Below are 20967 nucleotides of genomic sequence, written 5' to 3'. Positions count from 1 at the left end.
GAGGAAATAGATGAAACCAGTGCTGTTACTTAAAAGCCTGTTACTGACAGGCTCATTTGCTTTATTGTTAGCAACTTCTGCTTGGGGTGAAGAAGTACAATTTCCTAAAAAACAGCAAGAAACAACTTCTACAGATCAAGAGGCGATTTCTAAACAAACTGTAAATCAACCCTATAGCCTTGCAAAAAAGACATTAAAACACAGAACCAAAAGTACTCAAAAGCTAGTTCAAGCATCAGTAGTTGTACAAGTTACCGGAGTCAAACTCAACTCAGTCGATAAACAACTAGAGATAATTTTAGAAACGACTCAAGGGGAACAGTTACAACCTCTCAGCAAAAGCGAGGGGAATAATTTTATTGCAGATATCCCCAACGCTCAATTACGTTTATCGACTGGTGAGGTATTCAGTCAAGAAAACCCATTTACAGGAATTACAGCAGTTACTGTAACCAACTTAGATGCGAATACAATTCGGGTAACTGTGACGGGTAAAGCAAGTGCGCCAAAAGTAGAGCTGTTTGATGATAATGAAGGTTTAATTTTTGGGGTGATACCAACTACATCCACTAGCCAAGTACCACCAGCAGAACAACCAACTAGTGAGACTCCCCAAACGCAGCCAACACCAGCAACAGAACAACCAGCAAGTGAAACACCTTCAGAACAACCCACAGCGCAGACACCTGAGAATGAAGAACCAATTGAATTGGTTGTGACAGGTGAACAAGATAGATATCGTGTACCAGAAGCATCAGCGGCCACTAGAACCGATACCCCAATTCGTGACATTCCCCAGTCGATTCAGGTAATTCCTAGACAAGTTTTAAAAGACCAACAAGTTATTAGGCTGACAGACGCAATTCGTAATGTTAGTGGTATTGTAGAAGGCGATTCTTTTGCAGGAACAGTTGATAATTTCAATATTAGAGGCTTTGATTTTAATTCAACTTTTCGAGATGGTTTTAGAGAACCTGGCGATACATTGCGAGAACTTGCCAATATCGAACAAATAGAAGTCCTCAAAGGGCCAGCTTCTGTGTTGTATGGAAATGCTGAACCAGGAGGAATCATTAACTTAGTCACGAAAAAGCCTCTAAATACGCCCTATTATTCGGCTGATTTCTCTGTAGGTAGCTATAGTTACTATCGTCCTAGTATTGATATTTCCGGCCCACTCAACCCAGACAAATCATTACTATATCGACTGAATGTTGCTTACGAGAATGGTAGTAGTTTCCGAAATTTTGTAGATAGTGAACGTTTTTTCTTCGGCCCTGTATTTGACTTAAAGCTTGGTGATAACACTAACTTATTAGTTAATGTAGATTATCTTAAAGATGAGCGGACATTTGACCAGGGTTTGGTTGCTTTTGGTCGAGGAATTGCTGATATTCCCACTAGTAGATTTGTGGGTGAACCAGGAGACAGGCGGGAAGTAGAAGAGGTAAATGTTGGCTATCGGCTAGAGCATCGTTTTAATGACAACTTAACGCTCCGCAATGCATTTCGATACACTTCAAATGATAGCTTTGATTACCGCGCTCAACCTCTAGAACTTGACGAGGGGACTGGTGAATTATCGCGTAACTTTCGATCCAACGATGACTACACTGAAAGGTACTCTTTACAAACAGATGTTGTTAGTAAATTTACGACGGGTTCAATCCAACACACACTCTTAGTTGGACTTGATCTCGCCAGACAAAAGAGTGATGGTTCACAGAGGCGATTTGAAGGATTAACCCCATCTATAAACATCTTTGATCCAATCTACAACGTTATCTCAAGGCCAGGTCTTTCAGAACTAACAAATGTAGTTAGAGATGGTGACTCCAAAACAGAGACATTGGGCATTTATTTGCAAGATCAGATAGCATTTTCAGACAATTTTAAGCTTCTCATAGGTGGTCGTTTTGACACTGTGGATCAAAACCAGTTTGATAGGCTCTCAGATACTCGTACTATTCAGTACGATGAAGCCTTTACTCCCCGACTTGGTATTGTATATCAGCCAATTCAACCAATTTCACTCTATGCTAGTTATAGTCGCTCGTTTGCACCAAATTTTGCTCAACGTGCTGAGAATGATGCCACATTTTTGGAACCTGAACGCGGTACTCAATATGAAGTGGGTGTCAAAGTAGATTTCAATGACAAACTTTCAGCAACTTTAGCAGCTTACGAAATTACTAAAACTAATATTGCTACATCAGTTGTAATTGACGAAAACGTGTTTAACATTCCAATTGGAGAGCAGAGAAGCCGAGGGATTGAACTAGATATATCTGGTGAAATATCGCCTGGATGGAATATCATTGCTGCTTACGGTTATACAGATGCTGAAATCACACAAAGTAATGATTTGAGAGTTGGTTCTAGAGTACCCAAGGTACCGGAACACAAAGCTAGTTTATGGACAACTTATCAATTTCTTCAAGGTAATTTGCAAGGTTTAGGTTTCGGTTTGGGGCTATATTACCTTTCAGATAGAATAGGTGGTGATATTCCTACCAATGAAGCTGACGATACTTTTACATTACCTAGCTATCTGCGAACTGATGCCGCAATTTATTACAAGCGGGATAATTGGAGAGCCGCTATCAATATCGAAAACCTGTTTGGCGTGACGTATTTCGAGTCCTTTAACTTTGGCAGAAATACAGTAATTCCAGGCGCACCGTTTACGGTGATAGGGACAATTTCGTTTGAATTTTAGTCAACACTATGGGAGCCACTACGTTTGTCTGCATACTTATAGACGCGTAGTAGCTTTCTATTGCTTAGTAAGTGGGGTAAAGTGGAGACAAAAATATGAAAATCAAGCGTTTTATCAAACTTTTTTTACTAGGAATTGTGACTATTGTTTTACTTTGGGTAAGTCATAGGTATCTTTTCCAAAATCAGCCATTTCAGGGTGATAGTAAGTCAGCGAATTCTCAATTACCAGTAGCTACACGCTTAGTCAAACACGCTTTAGGGGAAACAAGAATTCCTATTAAGCCACAGCGAATAATTGTATTAAATGATATTGGTCTTTTAGATCCAGTATTGTCTTTGGGTGTCAAACCAATTGGTACAGTAAGTTATTTTCCAGAGTACGACTTTTTATTCCGTGGTGTAACCAATGATGAAGCGGCTGGTATCGAGATAGTTGGTGTGGGAAATCAGCCTAATTTGGAAAGAGTTCTCATGCTCAAACCCGATTTAATTTTGATGCGTGAATATCAAAAAAGCATCTACAAGCAATTATCAGCGATCGCACCTACAGTTGTCGTAGATTTGCCGAGTCTAAATTATTCTTTCAAAGAAAATCTCCGCTTTATTGCTCAAGTATTAGGTAAATCTGAAAAAGCAGAACAAGTCATCGCTAAATACTATGAACGAGTTAAGAAGTTACAAAATTTAATGGGTGAGCGTCTAAAAGATATAGAAGTATCAGTGATTAATCTTTTTGCAGAAAGTCTCATCGCTACATATTCAGATAATGAAACTTATAATCAAGTTTTCCAAGACATTGGTATTAGACTTATACCTACACTAGTAAACCAAAAGGAAGATACTTTAGTATCGAGTATCGAGGTATTAAAAAATTACGATGCTGATATTTTATTTATCATGAATGATACTCAGCAATTGGCACAAACTTTTTTCAAAAATCCTCTTTTAACTACGCTAAAAGCAGCACAAAATAATCAAGTGTATGCAGTACAAGTAAATAGATGGTGGACATTTGGTTTTTTTGGAGTCAATAAGCTACTTGATGATCTTTTTAAATATCTAGCTTCAGCCTGAAAAGGAGTTGATAAAGTCAAAAATTTAACTCTTCACCTTTACTAATAATTTCATCTAACTTTCCTTGCGCTGCTATTTTACCTGCTTTCAGTAGAATTATTTTGTCGGCGCGACGTAAAACAGAACGCCGATGAGAAACCACAAGACAAGTTGGCATCCAATTTTCTTCTTCAATTTTGTTATTAAATATCCGCGACCATAACGCTAATTCTGTCTCTACATCCAATGCACTAGAAAGGTCATCAAAAACCATCAATTCTGGTTTACGAACAAACATTCGGGCAGCTGCTAAACGTTGTAATTGTCCACCAGATAGTCTAACTCCTTTCGCTCCTACTAAAGTTTCCATTTTTTCATTCATGGCAGCTAAATCTTGTTCAAATACGGACATTTTTAGCGCCTTTTCTATTTCGGAATCAGTTTTTTCTAAACCCAGTAAAATATTTTCTCTCAAGGAATAACTAAACAGTTGGGGAATTTGAGGAGTATAAGCACTACGAGGTGGTACAAAGAAATTAGCGGGGTCTTCTACTAAGCACCCATTCCAATAAATAGCACCTGATTGCTTGGATAATAATCCTAATAAAACTCGTAGCAGTGTCGTTTTACCAGAACCAATGCGACCAGTAATCACAGTCAAACTACCGCGCTGTAGTTGAAAGCTGATGTCTGTTATTCCTTGGTTAGTACCGGGATAGTGGTAAGTGAGGTTAGATATGGTTAACAATTGTAAGCGGTAAGCGTTAGCCATGTCGTCAGGCTTATCGCTCTTTTGCCTTTGTGGTTGTTCTAAGGGTGAAAGTGGTTGTTTGCGATCGCCTACGGCGCGGCGTAGCCCATCGCGCAGGTTATTTAGATAAAGTTGATTTTTGGCGACCAAAGTATCTGCTGTCGCACCAGAAAGCAAAGCTGTCATGCGCTCAAAGGAGACTTCAGTTTGCTTGTACAATGCCATGAATCTCCCTAAAGAGTTGAAAAAGCCCGTGACAAAGGAAAGATTATAAATAAACAGAGCAAAATCACCTACAGTCAGCTGACTATTTTGGCTCTGAATTAACACAGAAGCTAGCACCAAAGTTAAACCCGTCCCTAGATTCACCATATTTTGAAATACTGAATCTAACATCGCATTTAATAAGCTATCTCTGACCATTACTTCGCGGCGTTTATCGTTGAGAGTGCGAAAATGATCCAGCACATCTTTTTCTGCACCAGCTACTTTAATTGCTTGCACCGAACTAAATATTTCGCCTAAAATTCCTGTCACCTTTTCTGTTGCTTCGCGACTAGCTTTGCGGTATCGTTTGATGCGATTTTCTACTTGTTGAATAATGCCGATCATCCCAACCAAAGGCAGAAAAACAAACAAGGTCATTTGAACATTAACGCTTAATAAAATAACCAAAGAAAGAACAGCAAATATTCCTTCCCCAAGTAGTTCTGATATCCATGCCACATTGTCTTCTATTTGTTGAGCATCTTCACGAAAATAACTAATAATTTCACCTTGGGACACAGATTTTTCCACCCCACTGTTAACAGTCACAGGTTGAGCATTAGGATTGTTTAACAAGCGTTCTAAGAGATTGCGTCGCAGCAACGAACTCATGATGAAACGGTGCTGAGTTTTGGTTAAGCGCCCTGCAAATATTGTCCCAATGTGTCCTAAATTCAGAGCCAACAATAATGCAATCCAAGCTAAAGGTGTTAATCCAAATTGTGCTTCGCCTGTCAGACTATCAAAGAATTCTCGGATAATTAACCCAGGAATGGCAGGCAAGCCCATAATTAAAATCCAAAAAAAGGTATCAATTATGTACAGTTTTGGTTTATAGCAAATTAGGTTCCATAATAATTTCCAAGCTGGTGTTTTTTTGGTTGCTGACATATTATTTTTTTTGCTCATATAAATTTCAAATAGTTTTTCATTTCACGCAGAGGCGCTTACCACAAAAGAGGAAAACCACAGGTGGGTGCGAAGAAATCAAATATAAGTAATTTTCAAAAGAGTGAGAGTAAAAGCAGTTTCTTCCGCTTTTCGGGTTCGCTACTTGCTTTATCCTGGAAGACTTGTCCACCGCAGTGGCTCACCTCCTGCCTTTTATTCATACTAATAAATCTGTCAAACCAGTCTTCAGTAATTGAGCAAAGCGTGAATGAGAATTTGGAATTAATTCTTCCCGCAAACCATATTCGCTAACCCGACCTTTGTCTAAAATCAGAATTTGATTTGCTCTTTGCACGGTTGCTAATCGGTGAGCGATAATGATGGCGGTACGCCCAATCAATAGCTGGTCTATAGCTTTTTCAATGAGTTTTTCTGTTGTGGGATCGAGGCGTGAGGATGCTTCATCTAAAATTACTAGGCCAGGATCTTTGAGAAAAACACGGGTAAATGCTAATAATTGCGCCTGTCCTGCTGATAAGCCGCTACTATCAGGCCCTAATTCAGTGTCTAAGTCTTTGGGTAATGAATGTAGCCATGCAGATAATCCCAGCATCTCCAAGGTTTCATAGATGCGATCGTCGCTGATATTTTGGTTAAAAAAGGTGAGATTATTGCGGACTGTGGTTTGGAATAACTGGACATTCTGAGTTACTAGCCCGACGTGCTTGGGTAAGTCTGTTAAGGGAGCCTGATTGATGGGCACATTCCCCAAACAAATTGTGCCTGATTGTGAGTCATATAATCTCAGCAATAACCGTGCTAAAGTCGTTTTACCGCTACCTGTACGTCCTAATAGTCCCAATACATGACCGGGCGGTAAATGGAAAGATATATCTTGCAGTATCAATTCCGGTTTTGTATCTTGCCTTTTGATGCGCTCGTTATAGCTAAATGAGACATTTGTAAAAGTAACAGAAAGTGCGCCATTAGGAAGTAACTCTTTGCCTCCTGCACTCAGTTGTGATTGCATTTGAAATAAGTCTTGAATACGATAAATACTGGCTTCTGCTTGTTGAAGCTCTTCTAACTGAGTGCGAATTTGCTCAATTGGTTCGCTTAGAAGAGTCGTGTAGTAAAAAAATATGTATGCAGTTCCGATAGTGATCGCTTTTTGATTCCAAAGGTAAAGAGCTACAGCCAAAGCAATGATATTACCTAGCGTGAATATACCGTTAGTTGTACCCCAGAGGATAGTATCAGCAAAGCGTGCTTTGTGATAGGTTGGTAGCCAGCGTTGCAGAATTTTATAGAAGCGGTGCATAACATAATTTTTGGCACCATTTGCCCTGATGTCTTCAATGCCAGTTAGTTGCTCACCCAAAAATCCGAAAAACTCTGCATTGATTTGGCGATAACTTCCCCAAAAGGGGACGGCGATGGAACGTAGACGAATTAGAGTAGACAGCGCAGTCAGGGCGAAAAATGAAATAGTCATACCAGCTCGCCAATCTTCGGCGAACATGACCACAATCACACCCAAAATCAGCAGCAAACTACCTAAGATGTAAACGCTAAATTTTGAGAAGAATTCTGAAAGATTGTGAATATCACCGTCCACTCGTTCCACTAATTCACCAGGTGTAGAAACCTTGTGAAAAGATAAATCGAGTTTTAGGCAATGCTCAACTAAATCAGCACGTAAGGCATTAGTAGCTGTCCAAGCAACGTTTTCGCCGTAGTATGTAGCCACAATTGACATTAATTGCATTACTAAAGCTACACCGATAAATAGAAATGCGGCGGAGAATAAGTTTTGCACGGAGCCACCCGCTACAGCCGTATCAATGAAATTACGTAGAATTTGCGGATTGAGGAGTTGCAAACCGATACTAGTTAATAGAGCGATCGCAAACTTGGCAACGCGCCCCTTTTGAGGCTTAAGGTAGTCTATGAATAAATTCCAAAACTGTTTTAGACCAATTTTCATAACGTCGCCAAATCTTAGCCAGGATTGTTCTGAAAGTTGTAATCCAATCAAAACTAATTGAGAAAATTATGCAAAAACAGTATACTATAGAAACGACTGTTAACCCAGCAATAATTCTTTTTAAGTAATTTATTACTAATAAATTTCATTAAAATTATGATTTACTGGCTTTAGCAGTGCAAAAAAGCAAAATACCAAAAATTCATTTATAAAAATCCGAGCGACTGTTGAAACAATGAGCAACGGGCGATTCTTTTTAATCAGGACTTACGCAAGTGTCATATTTTTAACGCCAGAGGTTGTCCAGAGTCAAAGGTCAAAAGTCCAAAAAATCTTGATTCTTGAACGCCACTTGCTTCTCCTGTGGTTGCCGCTGCGCGAACAAGTCAAAAGAGCCGCAAGGGCGCAGTGGCTCCCCTTGACCCTTGACCCTTGACTCTTATACCAGAAGCCTTGTGTGCCAGTTGCGTAAGTCCTATTAATATTTTATGGTGTGTAGGTCAATTTAAATATGGTAATCAATCAGACCCGTAACAAATGCCGTTTCTGTTCCGAAATTTCCCAAGCTAATGGTGAAGACCCCATTGGCTCTGCCATAGCAGTTGAACAATATTTAATTATTGAAGCTCCACAACCCTGGCCAGTTGAGATTTGGATTGAACCCGAACCTATGCCGCAAGGAGTGTTGGACGCATTGAATTTTGTTTGGGAACATGGTAGAACAATTCGGCAGCTGGCGATCGCTCCAGATCCGGAGTACTCTATACCTGGTTATAAGCACGTCTTTCACTACCATAGACCAGCAGGGTTATTTGCTGAGTATGAGAAACAAGAATTTCTCGTACCCGATGCTGAAATTGGTGCTTTAGCACTGGCTTTAATAAAAGAACCAGAAAAGCTACCAGATTTTGAACAGTATCGGCAAAAAAGTAATCATCTTAGAGAATTACTTGTTTGCAACCACGGTAACGTTGATGCTGCTTGTAGCAGATTTGGTTATCCTCTTTATCAAAAATTGCGTTCTGAGTATGCTGCTGTAACTAATAGCAACTTGCGGGTTTGGCGATGTAGCCATTTTGGTGGTCATCAGTTTGCGCCTACCCTAGTTGATTTACCTCAAGGACGCTACTACGGTCATTTGCAGCCAGAAATTTTGGATTTATTGATATGGAATCATGGTTCCGTCAAAGAACTTTACCCTTATTATCGGGGATGGGGTGGTTTATCCAAATTGGTGCAAATTGTAGAAAGAGAAATATGGCTCCAAGTGGGCTGGAATTGGCTCAAATACCAAAAATCAGGTCAAGTTATTGCTCAGGATCAAATTAATCAAGAATGGGCAGATGTTCGGATTGATTTCACTACACCAGATGGAAGTAAAAGCGGTGCTTATGAAGCTAAGGTAGAAGTTAGTGGTTATGTAATGACCGCTTTTTATTCGGGAGAAAATGAACCCTTGGAAAAAATTAAGCAATATCGTGTTAGTCATTTAGTAGAAGTAGAGTAGCATTCAACATTTGTTGCGATATCTACATTGCTATAGAACCCATTTCACATCTTTTACTGTATCGAAGTACATTGACGGCAAAAGCCTGATGCGGCAGCTATGCTGTACTCTAGTTAACAGACTAAGAGTGGGAAATTCTTGAACCTCTACTGTCTCAGATATTGCGGACAAAGAAGCAGACTAGACCGCCCAACTGAACAAAAACAGAGATGTTGGATGGCATCTTCTATCAACTCGATAATGGCTGTGAAAAATTACCTAAATAAGTGCCCTCTAATCGACGGTATATTGGCATTATAAACAGTGAGAGAAGAGGGTTATTTGCCAACAACTCTATTAAAAAAACTACTACAAACAAGCTGAATGGCCAATCAACTAAGTAAAAGCTCTATCACCAATTCCGAATCATTTACTAACGCTCCAATTTTATCAGTACAAGGTTTAGGTAGAAAAATCAAAAATCAATGGTTATGGCAAAATTTAAATTTTGAACTTCTACCAGGAGAACGCATTGCTGTAGTTGGTGCTTCAGGTTCTGGTAAAAGTCAGCTGCTAAGAATGATTGCTACTCTCGATCCAATACAAGCAGGATACATTTTTTTTCAAGGAAAATCTATCGATGCTTACTACACACCTTATTATCGCTCTCAAGTTGTTTATCTCCACCAGCGCCCTGCACTTTGGGAAGGAACTGTAGAAGATAATTTAAAACAAGTTTATCGTTTAGCAGCCCATCGACATCAAGTTTATAAACGCGAGCTAATTCTTAATTATTTACAACTTTTACATAAACCTGCTGATTTTTTACAACGTCCTGTGAGTGCAATTTCTGGCGGTGAATCTCAAATTGTGGCTTTTCTGCGTGCTTTGCAACTTTCCCCTTTAGTATTATTACTTGATGAACCTACCGCCTCATTAGATGTCGCCACAGCCAATTGTTTAGAAGCTTTGGTTGCAGCTTGGCAAAAAGAAGACACCCAACGAGCATATCTTTGGACAAGTCACGATTCAGCACAATTGCAGCGCATTACCCATCGTCAAATTAACTTAGAGTTTAACGAATAATGGCAGCCAGTTATCTTTCTATTAGTTACATCCAACTTGCATTAGCGGCTTTATTTATTCTCATTAATATAGGTCTTTCATTCGCTCTGAATTTAGGGCTAGGAAAAAGTCTTTTAATTGCTTCACTACGCATGGTAGTGCAATTGTTGTTGGTAGGATACTTGTTACAATGGGTATTTACTCTTCGTAATCCAATATTAATTATAGCGTTAGCTCTAGCGATGACGATTATGGCAAGTCTATCAAGTGTTAATCGGACTCGCCGACGATTTGCCAGCATTTACTGGAATAATTTTATTTCGCTTTTTTGTGGTTCATTTTTAGTTACAGGCTTTACTGTTAGCGCGATTATTCAAGTACATCCTTGGTACGATCCCCAGTATCTTATTCCTCTGTTAGGTATGATTTTAGGTAATGCCCTGACTGGTACATCTCTGACGTTAGAACGTTTTATGGAAGATTTAATTAATCGTCGAGAACAAGTAGAAGCACTATTAACTTTAGGTGCAACTCGTTGGGAAGCTGCACATCAACCAATTAAAGAAGCATTAAGAATCGGGATGATTCCCACAATTAACTCAATGATGGTGATGGGGTTAGTTAGTCTACCAGGAATGATGACTGGTCAGATTTTGGCTGGTGCTAGTCCTGTGGATGCTATCCGCTACCAAATTGTGATTATTTTTGCCCAAGCATCGGGAACTGCGATCGCTACCATCGGAGTTGTATTACTGGCGTTTTTATCGCTATTTAATCAAAAACATCAGATGACAGATGCTTTGTACAAGCAAAGCTAAACACAATTTTCGTGACAACTCTGCACAAATGGAACAAGTTTATTCTCACCTATTTACACTCAAATAAAGAATATGGCCTCATGCGATCGCCCCAGACACTTAGAAGTTTGTGGGCGTAGACGTAGCCCGTCGCAGACATCGCAAAGGCCAAAAGTAGACAATAGACATCTGGTAGAAATTAAATATGCGTTACCCATAACCCTTGTAGAGACGTAGCAGTGCTACGTCTCTACTTTTTCACCAGATGTCTAATTGACCTCAGAATATTTTACGTTCTTCTAAATGAGCAAGAATCTTAGAGCGATCGCGCCACACAGTCCGCAACTTTTTGTTAGCGAACATCTGTAACTGATCGCTGATGTGGGGCGATCCGGGTTGAGTTGCGTTACCGTAGCTGGTGAGTGCCATTGCTCGTACAGGGTTGGAAAATTCAATTGCAGCCACATAGGAATCACCTCCAACAGCTTGGAACTGCCCGTTTGTTGCGGGAGCAGAATTTAGTACTCGAAAAATTCCCAGGCTACCATCACCACCATTACCAGGCAAATCCACATCACCTAACCGTAGCCGAAAAACCTGACCCCAAGGTACATCAAGCGCCCCATAAGTCTTTTCTACCTCTGCTGCGACTGCTTGCAGAGTTGCAACTGCACTTTCCGGATTAGCTAAACCATCGGGTGTGGTGCGTGGAGAATTTTCATTCCAAGGTTTGCTAAACGCTTTATCTAAGTCCATCTGTTGTATCCAAAAGGCAAATAGTACCGCCCCGCGACTATCTGCATTGGCTTGTCGATCCCAGGCTTCTAGGACATTAGCTGCTTTTTGCCCTAAGTCCTGACCGTACTTGCGTGCAGCCGGAATTAAATCATCCAAAATCCGATCAGCCAGTTCCATGCGGGTAGAGTGCTTGTATGCAATCATTTCATCAAAAGAGATTTTGTCATCCTCAGCCAACATCCTTACAGAACGTTGTGAGCGGAAACCCATGAAACGAGGTGCTATGTAAGGCGGGTAATTATCTGCTTTGATGGCGACTGGAAATGTAGTTGTCCAAGGTGGGTCATTTGTATTTTGCAACCAGCCACTTTTGGGGTCAACTATGCGTGGTAAATCTTGGTAAGGATGAATTTTTGTCCACAAAGTTTTAGACATATTTCCTGGAATTATGCCTTCCCAGTATTCAAAATCACCCTTGGAGCGTACTGGAACTTGACCGTTGAATAGGTGCATAATATGCCCTTTTCGATCTGCATACATCACCGTAAACATTGGCAATTGTAAGCGCTGGAGTGTCTTTTCAAACTGGGCAAGATTTTTTGCTCGTGCCATATCCCACCACTGCTGGAGTACACCTGGTCGATCAAGTCCTGCAACCCTCAGCGCCACGGCTTTACCATTTTTCTCGGCTACCACAGGCCCGTGGACAGAACTTTTCACGACTAATGGTTGCTTTTGTAAGGAACCATCTTTCTGCTTCACCTTTAAGGAGAGGGTTTTTGTCTGAAAGTTACGAACTTTGTCATCAAACCGATAACCATTACCTGCGAGTGTGAGTTCATAAACATCCCAACCATCATAAGTATTAACGGTGTGAGTCCAACCTAAGTTGTTGTTAAAGGCGATCGCTAATACGGGAATACCTACAAGTGTTGCCCCATAAGCGTCAATCCCTGGTGCGGTGATTTGAGCTTCATACCACAAAAATAAATCAGACCAAGGTAGATGTGGGTTTGCTAACAACATAGCATTCCCATCAGCAGAATGACTTGGTGCGATCGCCCAACCATTAGATCCTGCTTGCAACTTTTCTTTGCTCAGGTCTAATACTTGCTCCGGATTGACCACAAAGGTGAAATTGAGTACCCGATGTAAGTGAGCCATGACATCTTCTGCCTTGACTGGTAGCACCGCCTCAACTTCATCATTAATTAAGTTAGGATTTTGTTTTGCATAAGCATTGATCCCAGTAGCAAAAGCGTCAAGATAACTACGAAAAGTTGGACTCTGTGCTTTGTACCAAGCACTAGCGCGTTCTGGTACTCCCGCAGTCTGTACCCAACGATCTGACTCTAGGTATTCTTCTCCCCAATATTCGGCCGCACGTCCCCGTGCTTGACCATAGAGACGCAAAAGTAAATCTCCATGACTTTGCATTTGTGCCCAACCAAAGGCATAAAATGCACTCTGGTCATCTTTACCGTAAATATGCGGTACACCATAAGTATCCCATAATATCTCTGTGGATTTTGTTGGTACAGCCATAGTGCGGCTGCCTACAAGCAAAACCAGTATCAAACTGAGTATTAAGGGTAAAACGCGTATTGATTTTATTTTGTAAACCTTGAGTAAACTATCAATCCTCATGAACACCACCATTTACAGATGTAATGCTTGGGCATTGGGCATTGGGCATTGGGCATTGGGCATGGGGGATGGGGGATGGGGACAAGACAAAGGAGTAACTTTTTAAATAATTCTCCTTTGTTCTTTATGTCCTCGTTCTCCCTCTAGCTCGCAATTCTTATTACACAATTTTTACTACCCAATCGCTAGTACCCAGTCCTCAATCCCCTGTTGGCACGCAAGTGACTTGGACAAGGCAGATTTAAGTTGATCTAACAATACCATTTTGTTGAGAAACTATATCAAAGCTAGAAGGGTATCTTTTATTCCTTTTAAAAAATGGGGAAAAGGCTACATGATCATGTAATCTATATATTTATCAAGAAAGATTATCAACTTCATGATTAAAATACTGTTAAATATTGATATTATCTATTGAAAAATAACTAGTACAGTGCCGCGTAATATTTTCAAATAACGACAGGATCATGATCAAAGCGACCACAGTATCACCTAGAGAATTAAAACAGCCACAAATATCAGCCTTATTTGGTCTGGTTTTGGGATTATGTATGCTGCTAATTTGTTTGGTGTACAGTGTGACGCTAGGTGCAGCAGAAATACCTCTAGGTAGGGTTTTGACATCTTTTATAGCCTTTGATGGTTCATACGATCACTTAGTTATTCAGACCCTGAGATTACCGCGATCGCTAATTGCTATCCTTGTAGGTTCAGCCCTGGCTGTATCGGGAGCATTGATGCAGGGTTTGACGCGAAACCCCTTAGCAGATCCAGGTATTTTAGGTATTGAGTCGGGAGCCGCCCTATTTGTCGTAGTGGCAATTTTTGTTTTTGGCAGTTCATCCCTAAGCATTTACGCCCTTGTGGCCTTTTTGGGTGCGGGAGTAACAGCGGTGTTAGTTTACATCCTTGGTTCTCTGGGACGAGGAGGAGCCACCCCACTGAATCTAACCGTAGCGGGAGCGGCGTTAACTGCTCTAATTTCTTCCTTCACTACTGGTATCCTTCTTGTCAGTCAACAAACACTCGAACAAGTTAGATTTTGGTTAGCTGGTTCATTATCTGGTCGAGATTTTAATTTATTCTTACAACTACTGCCTTTCGTCGGTATGGGATTAGTGGTAGCTTTTGCCCTCGGCAGACAAATTACCACTATGAGTTTAGGTGAAGATGTCGCCAAAGGGTTGGGTCAACAGACAGCTTGGATCAAAATATTTACCGCTATCAGCGTAGTCTTACTAGCAGGCAGTTCCGTTGCCCTTGCAGGGCCAATCGGCTTCATTGGTTTAGTAGTTCCGCATATAGTGAGATTTTACATTAAAGCCGATTATCGTTGGATATTACCTTATTGTGCAGTTTTAGGCGCGATTTTACTTTTGATCGCAGATATTGCTGCCCGTGTGCTGCTCAAACCGCAGGAGTTACCTGTAGGTGTAATGACAGCAATCGTTGGCGCTCCTTTTTTTATATACCTGGCTAAGTCAAAGGTGAAAAAATGAGTTTTAATTGGCTAGTCATTCGTTCCCAAGCGATATCTTTCCGCATCGACCGACGTGTACCAGTCATACTGTTATGTTTAGCAGTAGCGATCGCAGTGGCGATGGTGATGAATGTGGCCAAAGGTGAATATCCAATCTCGCCTTTAGATATCGTGAAAACTGTATTGGGCTTAGATACAGGAAACCCAGACCATCCATTCGTGATTCAGAATCTACGTCTACCCCGCACCCTTGTAGCTTTTATGGTGGGAATGGCGCTGGCAATTTCTGGCACTATCTTTCAAGGACTGACACGCAATCCATTGGCAGACCCAGGTATTATCGGTATCAACGATGGGGCGAGTCTGGCGGCAGTTTTTGTAATTGTACTGTTTCCATTAGCACCAATTTATACTTTACCTCTAGCAGCCTTTGCTGGTGCTTTGCTAATGGCGGCTTTAATTTACTCACTGGCTTGGAATAACGGTAGTTCCCCAATTCTATTAATTTTGATGGGTATTGGCTTGTCTGCGATCGCCAGTGCCATAACCAGCTTGATGATTACCTTTGGCGAAATTACTGACGTTAGTAATGCTTTGGTTTGGTTAGCAGGGAGCGTTTACGGCCGGACTTGGGAGCAAGTCTTTTCTTTGTTACCTTGGTTAATTGTTTTTGTACCTATGGCTTTGATACTAGCAAGACATTTGAACGCTCTTAACTTGGGAGATGATGTCGCCAAAAGTTTAGGTAGTCAAGTGGAATGGCAACGTGGTTTACTCGTGCTGGTGGGTGTAGCTTTAGCAGGTGCAGGAGTCGCCACCGCCGGAAATATTGGTTTTATTGGTTTAATCGCACCCCATTTAGGACGACAATTGGTAGGTGCAACCCATGAAGGCTTGATTCCTACTTCCGCACTCTTGGGGGGCATGATTGTTGTGTTGGCAGACTTGCTAGGAAGAACGCTCTTTGCACCCATAGAAATTCCTTGTGGGGTAGTGACTGCTGCTATTGGCGCACCTTATTTTCTCTATTTGTTAATTCGTAATCGAAAAAAATAGTGGGCAAATCAATTCAAAATACCCTACGGGAAGCAAGCTACAAAATTCAAGATGGTATTAACTATGAAAGGATTATCAACCAAGGGTCTGTCTTTAGCTTATGATGGTGTGCCAATTATTCGTGACCTGAATTTGTCAATTCCCACCGAACAAATTAGTGTTTTAGTAGGTGCAAATGGTTGCGGTAAATCAACATTGTTGCGAGGTCTAGCTAGACTTCTCAAACCCTATGGCGGTACAGTCTATCTTGATGGACAATCTATTTTTAATCTTTCTACTAAGGACGTAGCGAAGCAATTAGGCATCTTACCGCAAGGCCCAGTTGCACCGGAAGGATTAACAGTCAGAGACTTGGTGGCACAAGGACGTTATCCTTATCAAAATTGGTTGCAGCAGTGGTCAGAAAAAGATGAAATAATTGTCCAACAGGCACTAGAGATTACAAGTTTGTTAGAGTTAGCCGAAAGAGGATTAGATACCTTGTCTGGTGGACAACGACAACGTGCCTGGATTGCAATGGCACTAGCGCAAGATACAGATATTTTACTGTTGGATGAACCGACTACTTTTTTGGATTTGGCACATCAGATAGAAGTTTTAGATTTGTTATATGAATTGAACCAGCATCAGGGACGAACTATTGTCATGGTGCTACATGATTTAAATCAGGCTTGTCGTTATGCTGATTACTTGGTTGCGGTAAAACAAGGCAGGATTTTCACCGCTGGAGAACCCAAGCAGGTAATGACTGAGGAAATGGTACAAGAAGTTTTTGGCTTAGAGTGTCGTATTTTGGCTGATCCAGTTGTGGGGACACCGATGTGTGTACCCATAGGACGCAAGGGAAGAGTCAATATGGGAGAGCGATTTTTTTCCGGGGAGATGGGCAACAATTCAACAGGGGTTCTAAACGTTAATCATGCCATTCGCCCTTGAAACTTGGTAGATGCAAGTTCGGTGTCACGAACAGTGTGCTGAATATTCAGGTTAATATATTGGACAGAATCGGGCTAAAAAACACAATTTTTCAGACTGCGATCGCGTCAAATAAAAAAGCATAGTGAACGCTCAAAAAAGATATGGAAAAAACGGCGTTAGCGGAGCGCGGCTATTTACCGGGCCTTTTAGGAGAAATCGCGCCAGAGGGCATTGGGCTTTGCAAGTGCTGAGAAACCGGATACTACAGCAGTTTGCCTTTGCTTGACAGAGATGCTTCGCCAGCGCAGTCCTCACAAGTAAAGTTGTTTTTAGCCATACTTAGCCTCCATGATTGCGATCGCTGTAAAAATGAGTAACATTTGAGTAGCGGAATCAGATTCAAAAGCTGCCTCAGCCAAGCGTTTTGAGTAGCAAGATTGATACAAAAGCTTAAAACCCTTAGTAAGGCGTGAAAGAGCGAGGTTAGACTAGTACCACAGGATAACAATCAAAGGAATAATATGATGAGCGATCGCGACTATACATTAATCATTGACAAAAGTGGTAGTATGTCCACCCCTGACCAAGCAGGTGGTAGAAGTAGATGGGATATAGCCCAAGAGTCTACTCTGGCTTTAGCAAGAAAATGCGAACAGTTTGACCCAGATGGGATTACTGTTTACTTGTTTTCTGGTAGATTTAAACGTTACGATGATGTTACCTCGGCCAAAGTCGCGCAGATATTTCTTGAAAACGACCCTGCTGGCACGACCAACTTAGCAAGTGTACTTCAGGATGCCCTCAATAATTACTTTAAACGCAAAGCAGCTGGTCAAACCAAACCCAATGGCGAGACAATTTTAGTCATTACTGACGGCGAACCAGATGATCGCAAAGCAGTATTTGAAATCATAATTCAAGCTACTCGCCAAATGGAGCGTGATGAAGAATTAGGAATTTCTATTATTCAAGTAGGTTCAGATACCCAAGCAACTAAGTTTCTTAAAGCTTTGGACGATCAGTTGCAAAGTGTTGGTGCTAAATTTGATATTTGCGACACAATAACTTTAGATGATTTAGAAGACATGAGTCTGGCAGATGTATTGATGAATGCAATAACTGACTAAATATATAGTTCAGAGCCTACTCAATTCTTACTTTTGACTCTTAATTGGAGAATTACATAATGTTAGAAAATCGTGATTATACCTTGATAATAGACAAAAGTGGCAGCATGGCAACTCCAGATCAAAAAGGTGGTAGAAGCCGATGGGTAGCAGCACAAGAATCTACTTTAGCTTTAGCTAGTAAGTGTGAGCAATTTGATCCTGATGGCATCACTATCTATGTCTTTTCTGGTAGATTCAAACGCTATGAAAACATCACATCAAGTAAAGTATCACAAATTTTTCAAGAAAATGACCCCTCTGGTACTACTGATTTGGCAGCAGTATTGCAACACGCAACTGATGATTACTTTCAACGCAAAGCATCTGGTAAAATTAAGCCCAATGGTGAAACAATTTTGGTGGTTACTGATGGCGAACCAGACGATCGCAAAGCGGTAATGAAGGTAATTATTGAAACTTCTCGCCGTATGGATAGAGATGAAGAACTAGCTATTTCCTTCATTCAAGTAGGTACAGATCAGCAAGCCACTCGCTTTCTCAAAGTATTAGATGATGAGCTCCAAAGTGCTGGTGCTAAGTTTGATATCTGTGACACGATCACTATGGAAGATATGGAAGATTTGACTCTATCAGAAGTGCTGTTGAATGCTATTAATGACTAGCCATTTTTTACAGAATTCAAAATATCAAAAATCCTATTTTCCAGGTTTTTGATATTTTTTCAGTCAGGATGTGGATTTCGGTTCCTAAGTACTATAGGATTATTATTTAATTTTTGAAAAAAATTCAGTACACCTTTATTACTTCTTCCCTATTTCCCATTCCCTGTTTCTACGAGTGATTCAGCAATCAAACCGGATTACTTATAGCTATACTGTTTATAGGAATTGCAACAATGGATTCCATTGATGATTTGTTAGCTCAACTCAAAGCTGAGTACGAAGAAATACAACCCAAACAGCAGCAACCAAAGTCAAACTCAGCCAAATCGTTCAAATCATTTATCCAACCGTCAACAAAATCACCATCTTTAGTAGATAATATTTTAGCGGAAATTAAGGCAGATTTTGCAGTTCAGGAGGCTGCTGAGGAGTTAAAAAGGCAACAAGAACTAGAACAAGAACAAATTCGACAAGAACAACTAAAAGCCAAACAAATAGAGACTTTGAGAGCGCAGGCAAAAGAATGGTTAGCTAAATTAGATCCTTTCTCGTCTGAAGGACTTTGGTTTGAACGGTTTGCTGAAAGATATTCCTCAAAATTAGAGGCGGCGATTGAATACTTGCAAAACAACTAATTTGCGGGAGTTCCCCCCATTGTGGTAAGTAGCGTGGGAAACGCGCCCATGGGACTGGGACTCTAATGCCCAATGCCCAATCCCCAATGCCCAATGCCCAATCCCCAATGCCCAATGCCCAATCCCCAATGCCCAATGCCCAATCCCCAATGCCCAATGCCCAATTTTCAAAATTAGGTTTCGGATATCAGTATGTAAGTTAGGAAATTCTTGCTTGTTGGAAGATTTGTTGAGGTGTAATTTGTAGCCCTTCAAATAGGGAATCTTCTAAACTATCAGTACTGCGTCTGGTTTGAGGGAGAATATCGGGATAAAAAATAGTAATAGTTTTTGCTCTAGTATCAATAATCCAAACTCGCTGAACTTTAGCTTTTAGATAATCAGTTGCTTTTTCTGTCATTTCTCCGAAAGTTTGGCCAGGGGAGATAATTTCAATGACTAATTCGGGTGGAACAGGACAAGCTTCATCTTGCAACCAATCAGCAGAAAGACGATGATAAGAAACATAAGTCAAATCTGCTACAGGAACCCAGTCTTGTTGATTTCGTGTTAGCTTAATTGCCCATTCAATTACAACCCGCCCCTTTTCTTGTGCCCATGCAGACAATAGTATAAATAACGCACCTGTTATAGAACTATGAAAAAATTTTGGTGACATTTTGTCGTTTTTAAATTTGGGAACAGCTTCTGCGTCAATGAATTCGTAGGTGATGTCTCCTTCAGGAAGTGCGAGGAATTCCTCAAGAGTGAGTTGAGTTTTAAATTGAGTCATGGTTGGTTTTGAGGTTGGGGGATGACTCTATTTTAGATTTTTAAGGTGATGTCTATCTACAAGGGGCTGTGCGTCTACTTCTTTACTTGAGAATTAACAATAGAAAAACCGCGTCGCGTGGGTTTGATACTAGCTAACTCCACTTGAAAACTTACTTTGTCGCTGATTTCACCGCTTCTCGCTTCTAAAGTCCAATTACCAGGATGCAAATACCAAAATAAAGAATTAGCTGACTGTGTAGCTAACTTTTCACCATTCAACCACCACTCTACAGATTTAGATGTTGTCCCTGTTAGCTTAAACTCCAGCTTTTGCTTCGCTTCGTTACCTGGATACAGTAAGAATAAATCGCCATGATGCGGAGATAAAATCCTCAGATTGCTAGAAGTAACACTAAATTGCTGCTGTTTTGCTAACCATTCATCATACTCTGGCGGCAAATTGGAATTGTTCTGAGTTGCGTAGGCTTGTTTATCTTCAGGGTAGAAATATTCCTGTACTATTGAGGTACAATCAGGTGTTGGTCTTAATCCAGAAGTTGCACACATCTGGAGTTTAACTAAACCTTTTGGAGGTTGAAAATCTGTTGGTTCTTGATGTTCGTGCAAGTGTAACATAATTCGATTCCATAGAGGTGCTGCACCTGTAACACCTGAAACCTGTCGCATCGGTTCGCCGTTAAAATTGCCTACCCAAGTAGCAACGGTGTAATCAGTAGTGAAGCCAACCGTCCAAGTATCACGGAAGTTGGAAGAAGTACCAGTTTTAACAGCAGCAGCAAAGGGTAAATTTAATACAGAGTCTACACCAAAAGCTGTTGCACGAGCATGGCGATCGCTTAACATATCAATAATTAGTTGCCATGTTGTAGGGTTAAATGGGGTATGGGAGATGGGGCATAGGGCATGGGG

17 protein-coding genes and 1 pseudogene are annotated in these 20967 nt (G+C 40.8%); 12 read left to right on the top strand and 6 right to left on the bottom strand.

Annotation, left to right across the window (positions count from 1 at the left end; all coding sequences use genetic code 11):
• The first annotated feature begins 10 nt into the window (after window positions 1-10).
• Both IQ246_RS02630 and IQ246_RS02625 read left to right on the top strand, forming a co-directional pair.
• A complete protein-coding gene (locus IQ246_RS02630) occupies window positions 11-2719 on the top strand; it encodes a TonB-dependent receptor (RefSeq protein ID WP_193999858.1) in 2709 nt (902 codons plus the stop codon).
• 95 nt (window positions 2720-2814) lie between these two features.
• On the top strand, window positions 2815-3795 hold the full coding sequence (locus IQ246_RS02625) for an iron-siderophore ABC transporter substrate-binding protein (RefSeq protein WP_193999856.1): 981 nt from the start codon (window positions 2815-2817) through the stop codon (window positions 3793-3795).
• Window positions 3796-3811: 16 nt separating this feature from the next.
• Here IQ246_RS02625 and IQ246_RS02620 read toward each other — a convergent pair whose 3' ends face one another.
• Complete coding sequence (locus IQ246_RS02620) at window positions 3812-5683, bottom strand: ABC transporter ATP-binding protein (RefSeq protein WP_193999854.1); 1872 nt, start codon at window positions 5681-5683, stop codon at window positions 3812-3814.
• A 217-nt stretch (window positions 5684-5900) separates the two neighbouring features.
• Window positions 5901-7670, bottom strand: coding sequence for an ABC transporter ATP-binding protein (locus IQ246_RS02615; protein WP_193999852.1), 1770 nt, complete (start codon window positions 7668-7670; stop codon window positions 5901-5903).
• 511 nt (window positions 7671-8181) lie between these two features.
• Here IQ246_RS02615 and IQ246_RS02610 point away from each other — a divergent pair.
• The 3 genes from IQ246_RS02610 to fetB all read left to right on the top strand — a co-directional run bounded on the left by IQ246_RS02610 (window position 8182) and on the right by fetB (window position 11039).
• The gene (locus IQ246_RS02610; RefSeq protein WP_193999850.1) at window positions 8182-9177 is read left to right on the top strand and encodes a sucrase ferredoxin; all 996 of its coding nucleotides are present in this window, start codon (window positions 8182-8184) and stop codon (window positions 9175-9177) included.
• 363 nt (window positions 9178-9540) lie between these two features.
• Complete coding sequence (locus IQ246_RS02605; protein WP_193999848.1) at window positions 9541-10242, top strand: ATP-binding cassette domain-containing protein; 702 nt, start codon at window positions 9541-9543, stop codon at window positions 10240-10242.
• Window positions 10242-11039 carry an iron export ABC transporter permease subunit FetB gene (gene fetB / locus IQ246_RS02600; RefSeq protein ID WP_193999846.1) on the top strand — a complete coding sequence of 266 codons (798 nt, stop codon included), beginning with the start codon at window positions 10242-10244 and terminating at the stop codon, window positions 11037-11039. The genes IQ246_RS02605 and fetB overlap by 1 nt, the downstream gene beginning before the upstream one ends.
• Before the next feature lie 258 nt (window positions 11040-11297).
• On the opposite strand, the gene IQ246_RS02595 is transcribed toward fetB, so the two are convergent.
• Entirely contained in the window at window positions 11298-13403 is a 2106-nt protein-coding gene (locus IQ246_RS02595; protein WP_193999844.1) for an acylase, read from the bottom strand.
• A gap of 467 nt (window positions 13404-13870) precedes the next feature.
• Here IQ246_RS02595 and IQ246_RS02590 point away from each other — a divergent pair, with 467 nt between their 5' ends.
• From IQ246_RS02590 to IQ246_RS02560, 7 genes are all read left to right on the top strand, one after another.
• Window positions 13871-14902 carry an iron ABC transporter permease gene (locus tag IQ246_RS02590; protein ID WP_193999842.1) on the top strand — a complete coding sequence of 344 codons (1032 nt, stop codon included), beginning with the start codon at window positions 13871-13873 and terminating at the stop codon, window positions 14900-14902.
• Window positions 14899-15939 (top strand): iron ABC transporter permease, encoded by a 1041-nt coding sequence (locus IQ246_RS02585; protein WP_193999840.1) that lies wholly within the window; start codon window positions 14899-14901, stop codon window positions 15937-15939. The genes IQ246_RS02590 and IQ246_RS02585 overlap by 4 nt, the downstream gene beginning before the upstream one ends.
• Window positions 15940-16002: 63 nt before the next feature.
• Window positions 16003-16875 carry an ABC transporter ATP-binding protein gene (locus IQ246_RS02580; RefSeq protein ID WP_244141910.1) on the top strand — a complete coding sequence of 291 codons (873 nt, stop codon included), beginning with the start codon at window positions 16003-16005 and terminating at the stop codon, window positions 16873-16875.
• 124 nt (window positions 16876-16999) lie between these two features.
• The gene (locus IQ246_RS02575; protein WP_193999838.1) at window positions 17000-17143 is read left to right on the top strand and encodes a hypothetical protein; all 144 of its coding nucleotides are present in this window, start codon (window positions 17000-17002) and stop codon (window positions 17141-17143) included.
• Window positions 17144-17378: 235 nt separating this feature from the next.
• Window positions 17379-17984 (top strand): VWA domain-containing protein, encoded by a 606-nt coding sequence (locus IQ246_RS02570; protein WP_193999836.1) that lies wholly within the window; start codon window positions 17379-17381, stop codon window positions 17982-17984.
• Between the two features lie 59 nt (window positions 17985-18043).
• Entirely contained in the window at window positions 18044-18649 is a 606-nt protein-coding gene (locus IQ246_RS02565; RefSeq protein WP_193999834.1) for a VWA domain-containing protein, read from the top strand.
• Window positions 18650-18882: 233 nt separating this feature from the next.
• Window positions 18883-19284: a salt stress protein, Slr1339 family gene (locus IQ246_RS02560; protein WP_193999832.1), complete on the top strand. Its 402-nt coding sequence runs from the start codon at window positions 18883-18885 to the stop codon at window positions 19282-19284.
• On the opposite strand, the gene IQ246_RS02555 is transcribed toward IQ246_RS02560, so the two are convergent.
• From IQ246_RS02555 to IQ246_RS02545, 3 genes and pseudogenes are all read right to left on the bottom strand, one after another.
• Window positions 19249-19455: a hypothetical protein gene (locus tag IQ246_RS02555; RefSeq protein ID WP_193999904.1), complete on the bottom strand. Its 207-nt coding sequence runs from the start codon at window positions 19453-19455 to the stop codon at window positions 19249-19251. The genes IQ246_RS02560 and IQ246_RS02555 overlap by 36 nt on opposite strands.
• A gap of 28 nt (window positions 19456-19483) precedes the next feature.
• Entirely contained in the window at window positions 19484-20056 is a 573-nt protein-coding gene (locus tag IQ246_RS02550; RefSeq protein ID WP_193999830.1) for a Uma2 family endonuclease, read from the bottom strand.
• A gap of 74 nt (window positions 20057-20130) precedes the next feature.
• Window positions 20131-20967: pseudogene (locus tag IQ246_RS02545) on the bottom strand (penicillin-binding protein 1C); the annotation flags it as partial.

The organism is aff. Roholtiella sp. LEGE 12411, assembly GCF_015206995.1.
Lineage (GTDB): Bacteria > Cyanobacteriota > Cyanobacteriia > Cyanobacteriales > Nostocaceae > Komarekiella.
This window is presented reverse-complemented; position numbering and strand designations above follow the sequence as displayed.

What these genes read in the sequence shown, in the direction of transcription:
- IQ246_RS02585 (WP_193999840.1), top strand. Translation starts at nt 14,899, where the DNA reads ATGAGTTTTAATTGGCTAGTCATTCGTTCCCAAGCGATATCTTTCCGC.
- IQ246_RS02620 (WP_193999854.1), bottom strand. Translation starts at nt 5,683, where the DNA reads ATGTCAGCAACCAAAAAAACACCAGCTTGGAAATTATTATGGAACCTA.
- IQ246_RS02580 (WP_244141910.1), top strand. Translation starts at nt 16,003, where the DNA reads ATGAAAGGATTATCAACCAAGGGTCTGTCTTTAGCTTATGATGGTGTG.
- IQ246_RS02560 (WP_193999832.1), top strand. Translation starts at nt 18,883, where the DNA reads ATGGATTCCATTGATGATTTGTTAGCTCAACTCAAAGCTGAGTACGAA.
- IQ246_RS02630 (WP_193999858.1), top strand. Translation starts at nt 11, where the DNA reads ATGAAACCAGTGCTGTTACTTAAAAGCCTGTTACTGACAGGCTCATTT.
- IQ246_RS02595 (WP_193999844.1), bottom strand. Translation starts at nt 13,403, where the DNA reads ATGAGGATTGATAGTTTACTCAAGGTTTACAAAATAAAATCAATACGC.
- IQ246_RS02550 (WP_193999830.1), bottom strand. Translation starts at nt 20,056, where the DNA reads ATGACTCAATTTAAAACTCAACTCACTCTTGAGGAATTCCTCGCACTT.
- IQ246_RS02610 (WP_193999850.1), top strand. Translation starts at nt 8,182, where the DNA reads ATGGTAATCAATCAGACCCGTAACAAATGCCGTTTCTGTTCCGAAATT.
- IQ246_RS02615 (WP_193999852.1), bottom strand. Translation starts at nt 7,670, where the DNA reads ATGAAAATTGGTCTAAAACAGTTTTGGAATTTATTCATAGACTACCTT.
- IQ246_RS02565 (WP_193999834.1), top strand. Translation starts at nt 18,044, where the DNA reads ATGTTAGAAAATCGTGATTATACCTTGATAATAGACAAAAGTGGCAGC.
- fetB (WP_193999846.1), top strand. Translation starts at nt 10,242, where the DNA reads ATGGCAGCCAGTTATCTTTCTATTAGTTACATCCAACTTGCATTAGCG.
- IQ246_RS02625 (WP_193999856.1), top strand. Translation starts at nt 2,815, where the DNA reads ATGAAAATCAAGCGTTTTATCAAACTTTTTTTACTAGGAATTGTGACT.
- IQ246_RS02590 (WP_193999842.1), top strand. Translation starts at nt 13,871, where the DNA reads ATGATCAAAGCGACCACAGTATCACCTAGAGAATTAAAACAGCCACAA.
- IQ246_RS02570 (WP_193999836.1), top strand. Translation starts at nt 17,379, where the DNA reads ATGATGAGCGATCGCGACTATACATTAATCATTGACAAAAGTGGTAGT.
- IQ246_RS02605 (WP_193999848.1), top strand. Translation starts at nt 9,541, where the DNA reads ATGGCCAATCAACTAAGTAAAAGCTCTATCACCAATTCCGAATCATTT.